Here is a 15,411-nt window from a genome sequence, read left to right as displayed (position 1 = left end):
GAAAACCCGTATTATCCCGCAAACTGCGCATGCGCCGGCACCCGACCGTTCGGCCAGCATCGCGTGCATCGGCCGAACGGCCGGGCGCGGGGATTTTTTGGGCAGCCTGCGCGACGACGCGGCTACAATAACGCCCATGTCAGATCCTCGCTTCGTCCATCTTCGCGTTCACTCCGAATTCTCGATTGCCGACGGCATCGTGCGTCTCGACGACATCGTCAAGGCGGCGGCCGCGGACGGCCAGGGCGCGCTCGCCCTCACCGATCTCGGCAACGCATTCGGCCTCGTCCGTTTCTACCAGGAAGCCCGCGGCAAGGGCATCAAGCCGATCGCCGGCTGCGACGTCTGGATCACCAATCCGGACGATCGCGACAAACCGTCGCGCCTGCTGCTGCTGGTGAAGGACAAGGTCGGCTACCTGAACCTGTGCGAGCTGCTGTCGAAGGCATGGCTCACGAACCAGTACCGCGGCCGTGCGGAGCTCGACGCGAGCTGGCTCGACGGCGAGCTGTCGCAAGGGCTGCTCGCGCTGTCGGGCGCGCAGCAGGGCGATATCGGGCTCGCGTTCGCGGCCGGTAACGAGGAAGCCGCGCGCCGTCATGCCGAGCGCTGGGCGAAGGTGTTCCCGGGCGGCTTCTACATCGAGCTGCAGCGTTACGGCCAGCCGGGCGCCGAGGCGTACATCCAGCAGGCCGCGACGCTTGCCGCGTCGCTCGGTCTGCCGGTCGTCGCGACGCATCCGACGCAGTTCATGACCGACGACGATTTCACCGCGCACGAAGCGCGCGTGTGCATCTCGGAAGGCGACATGCTCGCGAATCCGCGGCGCCAGAAACGCTTCACGACCGATCAGTACTTCCGCACGCAGGACGAGATGGTCGCGCTGTTCGCCGATCTGCCGTCGGCGGTCGCGAACACGGTCGAGATCGCGAAGCGCTGCAACCTGAAGCTCGAGCTCGGCAAGCCGAAGCTGCCGCTGTTCCCGACGCCGGACGGCATGTCGCTCGACGACTACCTGGTCCAGCTGTCGAAGGAGGGGCTCGAGAAGCGCCTCGAACAGCTGTTTCCGGATACGGCCGAGCGTGACGCGCAGCGCGACACGTACTACAAGCGGCTCGAATTCGAGTGCGGGACCATCACGAAGATGGGCTTCCCGGGCTACTTCCTGATCGTTGCCGACTTCATCAACTGGGCGAAGAACAACGGCGTGCCGGTCGGCCCGGGCCGCGGCTCGGGCGCCGGCTCGCTGGTCGCGTACGCGCTCGGCATCACCGATCTGGATCCGCTGCGCTACAACCTGCTGTTCGAGCGATTCCTGAATCCGGAACGCGTGTCGATGCCCGACTTCGACATCGACTTCTGCCAGCACGGCCGCGATCGCGTGATCCAGTACGTGAAGGAAAAATACGGCGCGGACGCCGTGTCGCAGATCGCCACCTTCGGCACGATGGCCGCGAAGGCGGCCGTGCGCGACATCGGCCGCGTGCTCGATCTCGGCTACATGTTCACCGATGGCATCGCGAAGCTGATCCCGTTCAAGCCGGGCAAGCACGTGACGATCGCCGACGCGATGAAGGAAGAGCCGCAACTGCAGGAGCGCTACGACCACGAGGACGAAGTGCACCAGCTGCTCGACCTCGCGCAGCGCGTCGAGGGGCTGACGCGTAACGTCGGGATGCACGCGGGCGGCGTGCTGATCGCACCCGGCAAGCTGACCGATTTCTGCCCGCTGTACACGCAGGGCGACGACGGCGGCGTCGTCAGCCAGTACGACAAGGACGACGTCGAAGCCGTCGGCCTCGTGAAGTTCGACTTTCTGGGTCTCACGACACTGACGATCCTCGACTGGGCCGAGCGCTACATCCGCCGCCTCGATGCGTCGAAGGCCGACTGGTCGCTCGCGCAGGTGCCGCTCGACGATCCCGCGTCGTTCCAGATCCTGAAGAAGGCCAACACGGTCGCCGTGTTCCAGCTGGAAAGCCGCGGGATGCAGGGCATGCTGAAGGATGCGCAGCCCGACCGTTTCGAGGACATCATCGCGCTCGTGTCGTTGTACCGTCCGGGCCCGATGGACCTGATCCCGAGCTTTTGCGCACGCAAGCACGGCCGCGAGAAGGTCGAGTATCCGGATCCGCGCGTCGAACCCGTCCTGAAAGAGACCTACGGCATCATGGTCTATCAGGAGCAGGTGATGCAGATGGCGCAGATCATCGGCGGCTACTCGCTCGGCGGTGCCGACTTGCTGCGTCGCGCGATGGGCAAGAAGAAGCCCGAGGAGATGGTCAAGCATCGCGAGATCTTCGCCGAGGGTGCGGCGAAGAACGGCCTCACGCGCGAGAAGTCCGACGAGATCTTCGACTTGATGGAGAAGTTCGCGGGCTACGGCTTCAACAAGTCGCACGCGGCGGCCTACGCGTTGCTCGCGTATTACACCGCGTGGCTGAAGGCGCACCATCCGGCCGAATTCATGGCGGCCAACATGACGCTCGCGATGGACGACACCGACAAGGTGAAGATCCTGTTCGACGATTGCGTCGTGAACAACCTCGTCGTGCTGCCGCCGGACATCAACCAGTCGCATTACCGCTTCGAGCCGGTCGGCGAAGCCGACGGCAAGCGCTCGCGCACGATCCGCTACGGCCTCGGCGCGGTGAAGGGCAGCGGCCAGAACGCGATCGAGGAAATCCTGCGCGCGCGCGAGGAAAAGCCGTTCACCGACCTGTTCGACTTCTGCGAGCGGATCGACCGGCGCGTCGTCAATCGCCGCACGGTCGAGGCGCTGATCCGCGCCGGTGCATTCGATTCGCTGAACGCGAACCGCGCGCAGATGCTCGCGTCGGTGCCGCTCGCGATGGAAGCGGCCGAGCAGGCCGCGGCGAACGCGATGCAGGCCGGCCTGTTCGACATGGGCGCCGAGTCGCCGCACGCGCATGCGCTCGTCGACGAACCCGCGTGGGACGACAAACGCCGCCTGCAGGAAGAGAAGGGCGCGCTCGGCTTCTACCTGTCCGGCCACCTGTTCGACGCGTATCGCGACGAAGTGCGCCGGTTCGTGAGGCAGAAGATCGGCGATCTGAAGGAGGGGCGCGACAAGCTCGTCGCGGGCATCATCGCGTCGCTGCGCACGCAGATGACCCAGCGCGGCAAGATGCTGATCGCGTTGCTCGACGACGGTTCGGGCCAGTGCGAGATCACGATCTTCAACGAGCAGTTCGAGGCGAACAAGGCGCTGTTCAAGGAAGACGAACTGCTGATCGTGCAAGGGCAGGCGCGCAACGACGCGTTCACCGGCGGTCTGCGCTTCACGGCCGATACGGTGATGGATCTCGAGCGTGCGCGCAGCCGCTACGCGCAGGCGGTGCGGCTCACGATGAACGGCAACGCGGATGCGGCGGCGCTGCGCCGCGTGCTCGAACCGCACGTGTCGAAGGACGATTCGGCGGCCGCGCCCGCATTCGAGGCGCCCGTGCCGCGTGGCGGCGGGCGCGACGGCGGCCGTCGCCCGCAGGCGCCGTTGCCGAACGGGCTCGCGGTGCAGGTTCACTACAGCAACGCGCGCGCGCAGGGCGAAATGCGTCTTGGCGACGCGTGGCGCGTGAAGCCGAGCGACACGCTGCTCGCGGAGCTGCGCGCGACGTTCGACGGCAGCGTCGTCGAAATCACGTACTGAACGCGGCCCGCCGGACGGTCGGTGCTTGCGCGGCCCGTCGCATCGCCTTCGTGCGGTGCGACGGGCCGTTTCCATTTTGGCAGGTGCTTGGGGCTGTCATCAGGACGCTATACAATCCGTCGCGCGCGATGCAGATCCGCCGCCGGCCGTGGTCCGTCCACCGGCTGGCATGCTGCCACGCGCTTGAAAACGGGGGCGGTTGCGCGCCGCACACGATGCGGCGCGGTGCCGTGAGCGACCACGCGAGAAGGCCGGCACGGCACTGGACGTCAGGATGCCGGTCGGTGCGCGACGATAAGAAATCGACAGTTACGCGATAACAATGGCCAACGAGACATCGAAGCGGCGGATCCTCGTGATCCGGATTGATTTCCTGGGCGACATGCTGTGCACGACCGCTTTCCTCGGCGCGCTGAAACGCCGCTGGCCGGACGCGGAACTGCACGTGGTCGCGAACCGCTACAACGCGAGCGCGCTGGACGGCAACCCGGACGTGCATGCGGTCCATACCTATGTGTACAGCCGTCAGTGCGAGCGCAACGACCGCCCCGGACGGATGCGCGCGTTCTTCGACCGGCTGCGGCTCGTGCGCCGGCTGCGCCGCCTGCGGTTCGACCTCGTGGTCGTGCCGAACGGCGGCATGCATCGCAGCAGCATCCAGTTGGCACGGCAGCTCGGCGTGAAGGATTGCCGCTGGCACGATGCCGATTCCGAATTCGACGATCGCAAGCCCGCACACGTCGCGACGCGGCCGATGTGCCATGAAGCGCTGTCGGGATTCCGGCTCGTGCCCGAACTCGGTCGTACCGATCTCGACGGTCTCGCGCTGTCCGTCCATCCGGATCGCGCGCTGCAGGACACCTGGTATCGGCTGCTCGGGGCCCGCACGAAGCCGCGCGTCGGGCTGTTCGTCTCGAACAAGGCGGTGGAGCGGCGCTGGCCGGCCGATCGATGGTGCGATCTCGGCCGGCGGCTCGCGCCGTTCGCCGACGTGATCGTGTTCCGCGATCCCGCGGTGTTGGCCGGCGCCGGCCCCGACGGCGACGCGTGGCGGGATGTGAACGCGCGGCATGTCGCGCCGTCGTCGGTGGCCGAACTAATGGCCGCCGCGAGCCTGCTCGACGCGATCGTGTCGGCCGACAGCGCGCCCGTGCATCTCGCGTCGGCGCTCGGCGTGCCGGTGGCCGCGCTGTTCGAGGACCGTCCCGAGAAATACCGGCGCTGGCATCCGCTCGGCGTGCCGCACATGATCCTGCGGGCCGGCGCGACGGTCGACGCGATCGGCGTCGACGCGGTTGAGCGTGCGGTGCTGCATCTGTTGGAGAAGGCGGGGCAGGCCGACGACGCGACGGGCTGCGTGCTGCCGCATCCGGACGTCACGCTAGTCGTGCCCGAGGTCGGTGCGATCGTTTCGTAGCGCGCCCGGCCGGCGCTGACAAGGGGCAGGCTAGCGGCAGGAAACGGGGAGCAAAGGGCGAGCAAACGGGAGCAAACGGGCGAAACGGGACGCGGTAGTCGCAGGTCCCGCTGCCCGCCGCCCGCCGTTGCCGCGTTGCCAGAAACGGCAGCGCCGGCTACCGGCCGCCGCCGGGACGTGCCGCCCACGCTCGACGCCCGCCACCCGCCGTTACCGCATCGCCAGAAACGGCAGCACCGGCTACCACCCGCCGCCTGAACGTGCCGCCCACACTCGAAGCCCGCCACCCGACGCCACGCCTGCCGCCGCAAAATCCTGTACATTGCGAGCCTTGTCCAGCCTGCTAGACGGAACGATCGTCGTGTCCCTGTTTTCTTCCGCCCGCCCGCCCAGAACCATCCTCGTCGCCGCACCGCGCCGCATCGGCGACGTGCTGCTGACGACGCCCCTCGTGCGTTCGCTGAAGGCGCGCTGGCCCGACGCGCAGATCGACATGCTGGTGTTTCGCGGCACCGAGGGCGTGCTGGAGCACAACCCCGACGTGCGACGCGTGATCGTCGTCGCGCAGCGCGCCGGCTTCCGGGAGCGGCTGCGCGACGCGCTGTCGATGTGGCGCCGCTACGATCTCGCGTGCGCGGCACTGAGCTCCGACCGGCCGCGCTTCTATAGCTGGTTCGCCGGCCGCAAGCGCGTCGGCCTCGTCGATCCGAACCGCGTCACGTGGCTCACGCGGATGATGCTGAACGGCATCGCGATCAATCACCACGAGTCCGCGCATACGGTCGTCAGCACGCTCGCGCTGGCGCCGGTGATCGGCATCGAGCCGGTGTCCGAGGTCGTCGCGCCGGGGATCGGCGACGATCCCGCGCGGCGCGCGCGTTTCGACGCGTGGCTCGCGGAGTCGCCGGCTATCCGCGACGGCAAGCCGCTCGTCGTGCTGCATCCGTATCCGATGTTTCGCTACAAGCAATGGCGGCTCGAAGGCTGGATCGAGATGATCGAATGGCTGCGCGGGCAGGGGTTCGCGATCGCGCTGTCGGGCGGCCCGGCCGATCGCGAGCGCGAGTACGCGGAGCAGGTCGCGGCCGGGGCCGGCGGCGACGTGCTGAACCTGGTGGGCCGCCTCACGTTCGGCGAAAGCGCGGAACTCGTGCGGCGCGCGCGGCTGTTCATCGGGCCCGATACGGGCGCGACGCACGTTGCGGCCGCGACGGGTGTCGACACGATCGCGCTGTTCGGTCCGTCCGACCCGGTGCGCTGGGGGCCATGGCCGCAGCATTGGCCGCCGACCGAAAACCCGTGGGCGCTGCGCGGCTCCGCGCGGCACGGCAACGTATGGCTGCTGCAGGGTGAGGGCGATTGCGTGCCGTGCCGGCAGGAGGGCTGCGAGCGCCATGTGGACAGCCACAGTGACTGCCTCGTCAATCTCGGCACGCAGCGTGTGAAGATGGCGGCGGCCGAGATGCTCGGGCTGAATCCGCCGGACGCCGCCGATGCGGTCATCGACACGTCGCGGCTGCATCGCGCGCGCTCGGACTGACGCGCGAACCCCGGACGTTTCCTGATTTGAAGGGCAGAGCGTGGCACCGCGGCGCCACGCATCGAAGGCTTGCGGCCGCGCATCCGGCAGCGGCGCGCGGCGCCATCATTGAAGACGAGCCGAGGTGAGCGGCAACATGCGCCGCTCGCCAGTCCGCTACCCCCGCGCGTTACGCGCTGCGCCGGATCGCCGACGTCTCGCGCGGCAACGCTTCGCCGCGCTCGGCGCAGCCGAGCAGGATGCCGGCGAGCAGCACCAGCAGGTGGCCTTCGGCGAAATCGAGCAGCAGCGAATTCGCGAGGCTGCCGATCGCGAAGATCGCGAGCCATCCGAGCAGCAGGTGCTGCGAACGCGGGTCGAGCGCGCGGCTGCCGCGCGCGATCTGCACGATCAGGTTCACGAACAGCAGGACCCCGAGCGTGCCGAGCTGCACGGCCATCAGCAGGTATTCGTTATGCGGGTTCGACGTGAGCTGGCCTTCGGCGGCCGTCTTGCCCGCCGTGAGCTTCTCGAACTCGAATTCGAGACCGCCCGCGCCGTAGCCGATCACGGGGCGCATGCGATACAGCTCGAGCCCCTTCTTGTACCACTCGAGACGCAGCCCGGTCGACGTGGCCGCATCGGTCTGCCGATACTGCTGCACTTCCGTCACGACCTTCACGAGGCGGCCGTTGTGCATCGTGCACGCGGCAGCGACCAGCGCGACGCCGGCCAGGACCAGCGTTCCGGCGGCGAGGGTGGCGCGCAGCGCCGACTGGCGGCGCAGCAGCAACACGAAACGCACCGCGACGACGAGGATCAGCAGCAGCGCAATGACCTGCCCGGTGCGCCCTTGCAGCATCACGAACACGTTGATCAACGACCACGCGGCGACGGCGCCATACGCGGCGCGCGACAGCGCGGTGCGGGCCGACAGCGCGAGGTCGGCGGCCTGATAGAACAGCAGCGCGCCGAACATGCCGGCCGCGATGTGGTTCTTGAACACCCACGCGCGCGACAGCGGCAGATCGCTCGCATGCGCGGGCCCGATCGCGGTCAGGCCGAGATAGTTGGTGGTCGACAGCAACAGGATCACGCACAGCGTGCCGAACCACGCGCGCCGCACGATCGGCGCCCAGTTCGAATGGCGGAACGCGAGCACCGCAAACGGCAGCAGCAGCAGCTTGTCGTACTTGCCGATCCAGTTCCACGCCTTCGGGTGCGGCGCGACGGTATAGGTGATGCTCGCGGTGAGCGCCGCGAGGATCAGCAGCGCGGCGAGCGACGCCGGGTCGGTGACGAACGAGCGCAGCTCGCGCCAGAATTCGGGGGAGATCACGAGCGCGGCCGCGAACAGCCCGCAGAACACGTTGGTCAGCGCGGTCGAGACGGGCACCATGCAGAGCGCGATGACGGCGAAGGCGCGGGCGGCGGTCAGGCGCCGCGTGGCGGGAGCGGAAAACGAAAGCATCGGAACCTGTCGAATGGACGAATGCGGCATGCGGGCACCGTGCTGCGCGCCGCGCGCCCCGCGGCGGCAGTGCCCGGGACGAAGCGCGCAGTATACGCGAAGCGGCGCGCGTTTCCGCGAGGTTTCCGGGGTCGGATCAGCTGAATGCGCGCTTGATCCGCGAGCGCAGCAGCGCGCGCTTGAGGCGCCCGTCGACGGCCGGCGTGTCGAGCACGATCCGCGAGCCGGCCGGCTCGCCGCGATGCAGGTAATAGCGGTCGAACGTGGCCTGCGTCATGCCCCATTTGTTGAGGAACTGGCGGCGGCCGTCGTTCTTGACGATCTTGCCGGTGCTCTTCTGCTGGAAGTGATAGACGAGGCTGTCGCCGACGCCGAGGAAGATCCGGCAGCCGGCGTCCCAGAATTTCATCGAGAAGTCGTTGTCGCTGCTCATGCCCGGCGACAGCTCGCTGCTGTAGCCGCCGATGCGGTTCCACCAGTCGCGGTGCACGAGCGTCGGCGGCCAGGTCGAGCCGAGCCAGTCCGCACGCGCGAGCCGCGGCGTGGCCGCGACGAGGCCGGCCGCGTCGAACTGCTCGGCGTCGCGGCCGAAATTACTGACGACGACGCACGGGTTGCGCGTGTCGACCGGCTCGACCATCGTGCCGGACAGCATGAACAGGTCGGTCGGCATCTGCTCGATGCGCCGCACGAGCGCCGCATCCCAGCCGGGGCAGCAGTACATGTCGTCGTTCATGTAGACGACGTAGTCGCGCGTCGCGCGCGCGGCGGCCAGGTTCACCGCGTGGCAGATGCCGATGTTGGTCGGCGACGCGGTGTGCTCGATGCCTTCGCCGCGCACCCAGTCGAGCGTGCCGTCCGAGCCGTCGTTCACGTGCACGATGATCTGGTGGTCGTACGCCGAATGACGGCGCAGGCTGTCGACGACGAGCTTGAGGTACGGCAGGTTGTTCCAGGTCGGGATGATGATGGAGAACATGGCGGTCGGAGTCGGTGGTCGTCGTGTCGGCGGCGCGTGGCGCGGCGCCGCGCTTGGGGCGCGCATCGCATGCGGGCAGCCCGGCATTGTAACGCCGGGCCGGCCGCATGCCGGCGGCGTCGGGGTGGGGCGGGGCGGCCCGCGCTCAGCGGGCCGGCTCGTGGCCGAGCTTCAGGAACCGGTAGTACACCGTTTCCGCGTTGAACACGGCGATCATGAAGCCCGCGCGTCCGTCGAGAAACCCGCGCCGCAGCACGTAGGTCCGCACGAACGCCCATGCGCCGCGCGCGAGCGCCTTGCCGAAGCCGCCGCGCTGGCCGGCCGCGCGGCGCTGGCGCGCGCCGGCCGTCGAATACGCATCGAGCTTGCGCACGACGGTTTCGAAATCCTCGTACGAATAGTGCATCAGCTTGCCCGCCAGCCGCTGCGCGGGCGTGTCGAACACGAGCCGTTCGTGCACCAGGTCGTCGGAGAAGCGTGCGGCGCCACGCCGGAACAGGCGCGGCACCCAGTCCGGATACCAGCCGCTGTGGTGGATCCACTGGCCGCAGAAGCTCGACAGCCGGTCGAGCGCGTAGACTTGCGCGGCCGGCGCGCGGATGGCCGCACGGATCGACTGCGCGAGTTCGGGGCTGACCACCTCGTCGGTGTCGAGCGACAGGATCCAGTCGGTGTCGAGCGCGGCGAGCGCGCGGTTCTTCTGCGGGCCGAAGCCCGGCCAGTCGCGCTCGACGATCACGCGGGCGCCATGTGCACGGGCGATCGCGACGGTATCGTCGGTGCTGCCGCCGTCGATCACGACGACGTCGTCGGCGAAGGCCAGCGCGTCGAGGCACTGCGCGAGCCGCGCGGCCGCGTTGAGGGCGATGAGGGCGACGCCGAGGGTGGGTTCTGCCATGAAATCGTCGAAAAAGGCGGAGAAAACGGTGAGCGGCAGTATACCCGCGCACCGGCCGGCGGCCGCTTCGGCAACGGCCGTGCCGGCGCGGGCGGTACAGCTATAATGTTGGGCCTTTTTCGGCAACCGCCGGACTGGGCGAATCCCGGGCAGCCATGCCCCGGGCGCCGCGTCGCGGCTCAAGAAGGATTGCCTTGGAAACCCAGAACACTCTTCGCAAACCGATGGACGGCACGGGCACGTCGCCGTTCACGGTTCTCAAGCGCCTGTGGCCGTACATCCGGCCGCTGATCGGCATCGTGGTGCTCGCCGTCGTCACGATGGGCGTCGTCGCGGCCACCGAAGCCGGGATTCCGGCGCTGCTCAAGCCGCTGCTCGACCACGGCTTCGGCTCGCACGGCAGCGATCGCGCGAAATGGTACGTGCCGATGGCCGTGATCGGCCTCGCGCTCGTGCGCGGCGTGTCGCAGTACACATCGAATTACCTGCTCAACTACGTATCGAACCGCATCCTGCTGCAGCTGCGGCTCGAAATGTTCCAGCGGATGCTGCACACGGGCGCGTCGTTCTTCCAGCGCGAGACGGCGAGCACGGTGATCAACGCGATCGTGTTCGAGGTCAACCAGATCCTCGCGGTGCTGACCGGCGTGATGGTCACGCTCGTGCGCGACTCGCTGACGGTGATGTTCCTGCTCGGCTACCTGTTCTACCTGAACTGGCGGCTCACGCTGATCGTCGCGGTGATCCTGCCGGGCATCGGCTGGCTCGTCAGCAAGATCAACCGCCGCCTGCGCCGCCTGAACCGCGAGCACCAGACGCTGACCAACGAGCTGTCGTACATCGTCGAGGAGACGGTCGGCGGCTACAAGGTCGTCAAGGTGCACAACGGCGAGACGTACGAGATGGACCGCTTCACGGCGATGAGCAAGCGCCTGCGCGGCTACGCGATGCGCATGACGATCTCGGGCGGCCTCGCGCAGCCGCTGACCCAGTTCCTCGCGTCGATCGCGCTCGCGGTCGTGATCACGATCGCGGTCGTGCAGTCGACCAACGATCAGACGACGGTCGGCGGCTTCGTCGCGTTCGTCACGTCGATGCTGCTGGTGATTTCGCCGCTCAAGCACCTGATCGACGTGAACCAGCCGCTGCAGCGGGGGATGACAGCCGCCGAGCTGATCTTCGGGCTGATCGACGAGCCGGGCGAGCCGCAGGGCGGCGGCCGTGCGCTGCCGCACGCGCGCGGCGAGATCGAATTCCGCGGCGTGTCGTTCGACTACGGCGCATCCGAGCGGCCGACGCTCGACCGCATTTCGTTCAAGGTCGCGCCGGGCGAGATGATCGCGCTCGCGGGGCCGTCGGGCAGCGGCAAGACGACCCTCGTGAACCTGCTGCCGCGCTTCTTCGATCCCACGGGCGGCGCGATCCTGGTGGACGGCGTGCCGGTGGCCGACTACGACCTCCACGCGCTGCGCGGCCAGATGGCGATGGTCAGCCAGGACGTCGTGCTGTTCAACGACACGATCGCCGCGAACGTCGCGTACGGCCAGACGCCCGACCGCGCACGCGTGCAGGCGGCCCTCGAGGCCGCGAACCTGGCCGACGCGGTCGCCGCGATGCCCGACGGGCTCGACACGCTCGTCGGCGGCAACGGGATGCGTCTGTCGGGCGGCCAGCGGCAGCGGCTCGCGATCGCGCGCGCGATCTACAAGGACGCGCCGATCCTGATCCTCGACGAGGCGACTTCCGCGCTCGATTCGGAGTCCGAGCGCCACGTGCAGGCCGCGCTCGAGCGGCTGATGGAAGGGCGCACGACGCTCGTGATCGCGCACCGGTTGTCGACGATCGAGCGTGCGGACCGGATCCTCGTGCTCGAAGCCGGCAAGATCGTCGAAGAGGGCAGCCACGAAGAACTGCTGCGCCACGGCGGGCTGTACGCGCACCTCCACCGGATCCAGTACCAGCAGCAGGCGGCGTGACGCCGGGGCATGCCGCCGGGTCATGCCGGTGTGCTAGTCTTGATCGGCAGGCACCGTTGTTTCCGGTTCGACGTGACAACTCGGAGGGAAGAACAATGAAGAAGATGCACGGGACGATGCTGGCCGCGCTGATCGTGGCGGGTTTCGCGGCACCCGCGGCCATGGCGCAAGGTCATGGCAACGACGACAACCACGGCAATCATGGCATGCACCGCGGGCATGGCCCGAAGCACATGCCGCCCGGCCAGATGCGCCACGAGGACGACGTGCCGCCGCGCTGGGCCGACCAGCCGCATCGCGAGTGGCACAAGGGCGACCGGCTTCCCGGCGAATTCCGCGATCGCCAGTACGTGGTCGAGGACTGGCGCGGCTATCACCTGAGCGCGCCGCCGCGCGGCTATCAGTGGGTCGGCGTGGGCGGCGACTACCTGCTCGTGCAGATCGGTTCGGGCATCGTGCTGCGGGTCGGTCCGTAACGTTTCTTTCCCGATCGTTCATCCGGCTGCCGGGCGCGTTGCCCGGCGCCGCGTCACTTTGCCGCCGCCCGGCGGAACCAGCGTCGCTCGATCAGCGACATCGCCCAGCACACGGCCAGCGCGCACACGGTGCCGAGCGCCACTTCCCCGAGCCGCATCAGCGGAATGTCCCATAGCGGGCCGTTGCCCGGAAACAGCAGCACGATCGTCGCGGTCACGCCGCCGAGCCGCGCGGCGCTGCCGACGTTCAGGCACCAGCAACTGACGATCGTGAGCGCGACCGCGAGCGCATAGGCGACGAGGCGGTCTCCGCCGAGCGCCGCGCCCGCGAAGCCGAGCAGGCCGCCGATCATCGCGCCGATGAACTGGTCGCGCGACAGCGACATCGTGTCCGAGTAGTTGTGCTGCGTGACGGCGATCGCGGTGACCGCCGCCCACACGGCTTGTTCGGTGTGCAGCGCGCGGCCGATCGTGTACGCGAGGCACGCGCCGCACACCGCCTGCAGCGCCATCAGCGCGCCCTGCGTGAGCCGTTCGCCGAAGGTCAGCCCCTTGAACAGATCGAAGATCGACTGCTGGATCTGCTGGCGGGCTTCGTTGAGTGTCCTGATCGTATCCATCGTGTCGTGCCGGGAAGCGGGGCGTCAGTGCGCCTGTTCGGGCGACGCGTCGGCCGGCTCGCCGGCGGTCACGTCGCCGTTGTCGACGCGCGTTTCGGGCATCGCGAGCCACACCAGCAGCGCCGCGAGCGCGCCGGCCGCGGCGAGCCCGAAGAAGCTGGTCGTGTTGCCGAAGTGATCGGCGACATAGCCGGCCACGGCCGTGCTGAGCGTCGCGCCGATCCCGGCCGCAAGTCCGAACAGCCCGATGCACAGGTTGTAGCGGCCCTTGCCGCCCGCGACGTCGGCCGCGATCAGCGGCAGCATCACGCCGAACACGGCCGCGCTGATGCCGTCGAGCATCTGCACCGGCACGAGCAGATACGGGCTGCTCACGCCGGCGAACAGCAGCGCGCGCACCGGCAGCGCGGAGAAGCCGAGCAGCAGGATCGGCCTTCGACCCCAGCGTTGCGACGAGCGGCCGACCCACGGCGACAGCATCGCGACGATCGCCTGCGGCACGATGATGCACGCGGCGATCACGAGCTGCACGTTCTCGCCCATCCCGGCCGTGACTTCGCCGGCCGCGAGGTTGAGCATCGCCGCGTTCGACAGGTGGAACAGCACGACGCACGACGCGAAGATCAGCATCCGGCGATCGCGCAGCAGCTCGAGCAGCGTCTCGCGATGCTCGCCTTCGTCGTCATCGTCGGGTTGCGACGACTGCGGAATCACTTCGTGCGTCGGCTGGATCATCGCGAGCGCGAACAGCGCGGGCAACGCCAGCACCGCGGTCAGCCAGAACACCGCGCGCGCGGAGAAATACTCGCCGGTGAGCCCCATCAGGCCCGCCGCGACCGCGCTGCCGATCGACGCCCAGCGCGCGTTGCGGCCGAGCCGGTCGCCGAGATCGGCGCGGCCGACCAGCGAGAACGAGATCGCGGCCATCGCCGGCACGAGCATGCAGCTCGCGAAGCCGTGGAACACTTCGGCCGCGATCACCGGCACGATCGTCGGGCTCGACGCGAGCAGCACCGCGGACAGGATGATGGCCACGATCGCCCAGGCGGCCGCGCCTTTCTTGTTCTTCAGCGCGTCGACGGCGGCGCCGCCCGGCACCTGGCTGACCATCGCGCTGATCGTGCCGATCGACAGCACCATGCCGATCTCGCCCTGCGTCCACTTGTGCGACGCGAGGTAGGACGCGATGAACGGACCGAACCCGGTTTGAACGTTTGCAACGAAAAAGTTGAGCCAGTCGAGGGACCGCAGACTACGTACGGTGACGGAATGCTTGATCGTCATCGGGTCGCACTCGCAGAGGAAGCCTGCGCCGGTGCCGGGGCAACGGGCGGGTAGATCGCGACGATCGGCTTGTCGGCCGCGTAGGGCGGCGCCGCCTTGATCTGTGCGTCGTTCAGGTCGAGCTGCGGGCGCAGCGCCTTGTCACGCGTGACGAAGCGCAGCGCACCCCAGCTCGCGGCGATCGAACGGCGGTCGGTATTGACGAGGCCGCCGAGGTCGAGCACGACGGCCTGCGGCTGCGCGGCGCGGTCGATCAGCACGTCGACGACGCGGCCGATCTTCGTGCCGTTCGGGCGCTCGACGTCGCTGTCGAGCAGTGGCAACCGCGTGGCGGGCGACGCCGCGGCCGAACCCGACAGCGGCACGGCCTTGGGCCTCGCGGCAGGCGGCAGGTCGCCCGACGGCACGTCGAGCACGATCGGCTCCTGCTTGCCGCCCGGCGTGAAGCGGAACACGTTCCACGGGAAGATGACCTTGCGGTCGCCGATGCCCATGAAGCCCTGCAGGTTGACGATCATCTCGCGCGGCTTGCCGCTCGCATCGATCACCATGTCGACCGCGCGGCCGATCACCTTGCCGTTGCGGCGCGCGACTTCGCTGTCGAGCAGCGCATGGATCTGGGTGCGGTCGAGCGGGCGGGTCGCGACGAGCGGGGGCGGCGGCGGAGGCGGCGGGGCCGGCGGTTCGGCACGTTGCACCGGCTTCGGCCGCGGCACCTCGCGGTGCGGCTTTTTCGGCGCTTCCGGTTCCTCCGGGTGCGTCGGCGCGGGCACGGGCGGCATCGTCAGCGGCTCGCCGGCGGTTTCCCGGACGGGCTCGATGAGCGCCTCGCTGATCGGCGCGGGCGGATTCTGGGTCGGCAGCAAGCTGCAGCCGGACAGCAGCGCGGCGGCGGCGAGCACCAGGAAGACCGTCGAGGACGGGAACGACATTCGGGATGCGGGAAACGGGAGTCCGCCGCTCATTGACACTCACTCCATGGGTCGGGGGCCGGGCCTGCAGGCGCGCGGCTGGCGATGGATGGCGGGTGCGGGCGGCGCACCTCGCGAGGTGAGAGTTTAACGTGTCTTCCTTTCAGGACCGATTTCTGCGCAGGATCGG

General features: G+C 68.8%; 11 protein-coding genes. 5 read left to right on the top strand and 6 right to left on the bottom strand.

The features are described from left to right. The first annotated feature begins 136 nt into the window (after nucleotides 1–136). The 3 genes from dnaE to ACP26O_RS11915 all read left to right on the top strand — a co-directional run bounded on the left by dnaE (nucleotide 137) and on the right by ACP26O_RS11915 (nucleotide 6,627). Nucleotides 137–3,670 (top strand): DNA polymerase III subunit alpha, encoded by a 3,534-nt coding sequence (dnaE, locus tag ACP26O_RS11925; RefSeq protein WP_175665003.1) that lies wholly within the window; start codon nucleotides 137–139, stop codon nucleotides 3,668–3,670. A gap of 322 nt (nucleotides 3,671–3,992) precedes the next feature. After that, nucleotides 3,993–5,087 (top strand): glycosyltransferase family 9 protein, encoded by a 1,095-nt coding sequence (locus tag ACP26O_RS11920; protein ID WP_175665002.1) that lies wholly within the window; start codon nucleotides 3,993–3,995, stop codon nucleotides 5,085–5,087. Nucleotides 5,088–5,448: 361 nt separating this feature from the next. Then, nucleotides 5,449–6,627, top strand: coding sequence for a glycosyltransferase family 9 protein (locus tag ACP26O_RS11915; protein WP_175660196.1), 1,179 nt, complete (start codon nucleotides 5,449–5,451; stop codon nucleotides 6,625–6,627). A 169-nt stretch (nucleotides 6,628–6,796) separates the two neighbouring features. On the opposite strand, the gene ACP26O_RS11910 is transcribed toward ACP26O_RS11915, so the two are convergent. From ACP26O_RS11910 to ACP26O_RS11900, 3 genes are all read right to left on the bottom strand, one after another. Next, entirely contained in the window at nucleotides 6,797–8,077 is a 1,281-nt protein-coding gene (locus ACP26O_RS11910; protein WP_165751802.1) for an O-antigen ligase family protein, read from the bottom strand. A 136-nt stretch (nucleotides 8,078–8,213) separates the two neighbouring features. After that, complete coding sequence (locus tag ACP26O_RS11905) at nucleotides 8,214–9,056, bottom strand: glycosyltransferase family 2 protein (RefSeq protein WP_175656579.1); 843 nt, start codon at nucleotides 9,054–9,056, stop codon at nucleotides 8,214–8,216. Between the two features lie 145 nt (nucleotides 9,057–9,201). Next, entirely contained in the window at nucleotides 9,202–9,954 is a 753-nt protein-coding gene (locus ACP26O_RS11900) for a glycosyltransferase family 2 protein (protein ID WP_175665001.1), read from the bottom strand. Nucleotides 9,955–10,178: 224 nt separating this feature from the next. Between ACP26O_RS11900 and msbA the strand changes: the two genes are divergently transcribed. Both msbA and ACP26O_RS11890 read left to right on the top strand, forming a co-directional pair. After that, nucleotides 10,179–11,930 carry a lipid A export permease/ATP-binding protein MsbA gene (msbA, locus tag ACP26O_RS11895; RefSeq protein ID WP_011657530.1) on the top strand — a complete coding sequence of 584 codons (1,752 nt, stop codon included), beginning with the start codon at nucleotides 10,179–10,181 and terminating at the stop codon, nucleotides 11,928–11,930. Between the two features lie 95 nt (nucleotides 11,931–12,025). Beyond that, the gene (locus tag ACP26O_RS11890) at nucleotides 12,026–12,406 is read left to right on the top strand and encodes an RcnB family protein (RefSeq protein WP_006752228.1); all 381 of its coding nucleotides are present in this window, start codon (nucleotides 12,026–12,028) and stop codon (nucleotides 12,404–12,406) included. A gap of 53 nt (nucleotides 12,407–12,459) precedes the next feature. On the opposite strand, the gene ACP26O_RS11885 is transcribed toward ACP26O_RS11890, so the two are convergent. From ACP26O_RS11885 to ACP26O_RS11875, 3 genes are read right to left on the bottom strand one after another with little or no spacing between them, the layout of a single operon-like run. After that, nucleotides 12,460–13,026, bottom strand: a complete 567-nt coding sequence (locus ACP26O_RS11885) for an FUSC family protein (protein WP_011657529.1) — start codon at nucleotides 13,024–13,026, stop codon at nucleotides 12,460–12,462. Between the two features lie 24 nt (nucleotides 13,027–13,050). Then, nucleotides 13,051–14,310, bottom strand: a complete 1,260-nt coding sequence (locus ACP26O_RS11880; RefSeq protein ID WP_175665000.1) for an MFS transporter — start codon at nucleotides 14,308–14,310, stop codon at nucleotides 13,051–13,053. Next, on the bottom strand, nucleotides 14,307–15,275 hold the full coding sequence (locus ACP26O_RS11875) for a PRC-barrel domain-containing protein (protein ID WP_175664999.1): 969 nt from the start codon (nucleotides 15,273–15,275) through the stop codon (nucleotides 14,307–14,309). The genes ACP26O_RS11880 and ACP26O_RS11875 overlap by 4 nt, the downstream gene beginning before the upstream one ends. Nucleotides 15,276–15,411 lie beyond the last annotated feature (136 nt).

This window comes from Burkholderia sp. R-40 (genome assembly GCF_049942845.1).
Classification (GTDB): Bacteria; Pseudomonadota; Gammaproteobacteria; order Burkholderiales; family Burkholderiaceae; genus Burkholderia; species Burkholderia ambifaria.
The sequence above is the reverse complement of the archived record's forward strand: the minus strand, read 5'-3'. Positions and strand labels throughout refer to the sequence as shown.

Coding starts and splice junctions, on each gene's coding strand:
- ACP26O_RS11905 (WP_175656579.1), bottom strand. CDS start 9,056: ATGTTCTCCATCATCATCCCGACCTGGAACAACCTGCCGTACCTCAAG.
- ACP26O_RS11920 (WP_175665002.1), top strand. CDS start 3,993: ATGGCCAACGAGACATCGAAGCGGCGGATCCTCGTGATCCGGATTGAT.
- ACP26O_RS11900 (WP_175665001.1), bottom strand. CDS start 9,954: ATGGCAGAACCCACCCTCGGCGTCGCCCTCATCGCCCTCAACGCGGCC.
- ACP26O_RS11910 (WP_165751802.1), bottom strand. CDS start 8,077: ATGCTTTCGTTTTCCGCTCCCGCCACGCGGCGCCTGACCGCCGCCCGC.
- ACP26O_RS11890 (WP_006752228.1), top strand. CDS start 12,026: ATGAAGAAGATGCACGGGACGATGCTGGCCGCGCTGATCGTGGCGGGT.
- ACP26O_RS11880 (WP_175665000.1), bottom strand. CDS start 14,310: ATGACGATCAAGCATTCCGTCACCGTACGTAGTCTGCGGTCCCTCGAC.
- msbA (WP_011657530.1), top strand. CDS start 10,179: ATGGACGGCACGGGCACGTCGCCGTTCACGGTTCTCAAGCGCCTGTGG.
- ACP26O_RS11885 (WP_011657529.1), bottom strand. CDS start 13,026: ATGGATACGATCAGGACACTCAACGAAGCCCGCCAGCAGATCCAGCAG.
- dnaE (WP_175665003.1), top strand. CDS start 137: ATGTCAGATCCTCGCTTCGTCCATCTTCGCGTTCACTCCGAATTCTCG.
- ACP26O_RS11875 (WP_175664999.1), bottom strand. CDS start 15,275: ATGAGCGGCGGACTCCCGTTTCCCGCATCCCGAATGTCGTTCCCGTCC.